Raw genomic sequence first — 1,400 nt, 5'->3', positions numbered from 1 at the left:
CGGGTGTGGTGTCGGGTGTGGTTGGTGGTGGTGCCCGGACGGTGGTGATGTTTCCGGGGCAGGGGTCGCAGTGGGTGGGGATGGGCCGGGAGTTGTATGGGTCTTTCCCGGTTTTTGCTGAGGCGTTGGATGAGGTGTGTGCGGGGCTGGACGGCCTTTTGGAGCGGCCATTGCTTTCGGTGATTTTCGCTGAGGCGGATTCTGCTGGGGCTGGTTTGCTTGATGAGACGGTGTTTACGCAGGCGGGTTTGTTCGCGGTGGAGGTGGCGCTGTTCCGGTTGCTGGCTTCGTGGGGTGTTCGGCCGGACTTTCTGGTGGGGCATTCGGTGGGGGAGTTGGCGGCGGCGCATGTGGCTGGGGTGTTGTCGCTTGCGGATGCGTGTGTGCTGGTGGCGGCTCGTGGCCGGTTGATGCAGGAGTTGCCTGCTGGTGGGGCGATGGTGTCGCTTCAGGTGGCCTCGGATGAGGTTGCGGCGTTGTTGGTGGGTCGTGAGCATGAGGTGGCGATCGCGGCGGTCAATGGTCCGGCGGCGACGGTGGTTTCCGGGGATGAGGGTGCGGTCGGGGAGGTCGCGGCGCATTTCGCGGGGCTGGGTTGTAAGACGCGTCGGTTGCGGGTGAGTCATGCGTTTCATTCGCCGCGGGTTGATCCGATGCTGGCGGAGTTCCGGCGGGTGGCTGAGGGGTTGTCGTTCGCGGCGCCGCGTATTCCGATTGTGTCGAATGTGTCGGGGCGGGTGGTTTCGGCTGGGGAGGTGTGCTCTCCGGAGTATTGGGTGGAGCATGCTCGTCGGCCGGTGCGGTTCGCTGAGGGTGTGGAGTGGCTGGCTGGTAGTGGTGTGACGGCGTTTGTTGAGGTGGGTCCGGGTGGTGCGTTGACGGCGATGGCCGCGGAGTGTCTGGGTGAGGGTTATCCGGATGTGCTGGCGGTGGCGACGTTGCGGCGCGGTCAGGGGGAGGGCCGCAGTGTTCTTGCGGCGTGTGCGGGTTTGTTCACTCGTGGTGTTCCGGTGGACTGGTCAACGGTGTTCGCCGGGGCGGGGTCGCGGCGGGTGGAGTTGCCGACGTATGCGTTCCAGCGGGAGCGGTTCTGGTTGTCGGTTTCGGGTGGGTCGGGTGATCCGGCGGAGTTGGGTCTGGGGTCGGTGGGGCATCCGTTGCTGGCTGCCGCGGTTGAGGTGGCTGATGGCGGTGTGGTGCTGACTGGGCGGGTTTCGGTGCAGTCGCATGGGTGGCTTGCTGATCATGTGGTTGGCGGGTTGGTGTTGATGCCGGGGACCGGGTTTGTGGAGTTGGCGGTCCGTGCTGGTGATGAGGTCGGCTGCGATCTGGTGGAGGAGTTGACGCTGGAGGCGCCGTTGGTGTTGCCGGAGCGTGGCGGGGTGGCGATTCAGGTGCGT

The 1,400-nt window shown here is 65.6% G+C and carries 1 protein-coding gene; it reads left to right on the top strand.

Translation table 11 applies throughout. The features are described 5' to 3' along the window. Positions 1-47 precede the first annotated feature (47 nt). Positions 48-1,400, top strand: a 1,353-nt coding sequence (locus LHJ74_RS34045; protein WP_375546897.1) for an acyltransferase domain-containing protein, incomplete at its 3' end; no start/stop codon positions are given.

It is taken from the genome of Streptomyces gossypii (assembly GCF_025165795.1).
In the GTDB taxonomy this organism is placed as follows: Bacteria; Actinomycetota; Actinomycetes; order Streptomycetales; family Streptomycetaceae; genus Streptomyces; species Streptomyces gossypii.
Note: the sequence above shows the minus strand (reverse complement) of the source record. Positions and strands in the feature narration are given on the sequence as shown.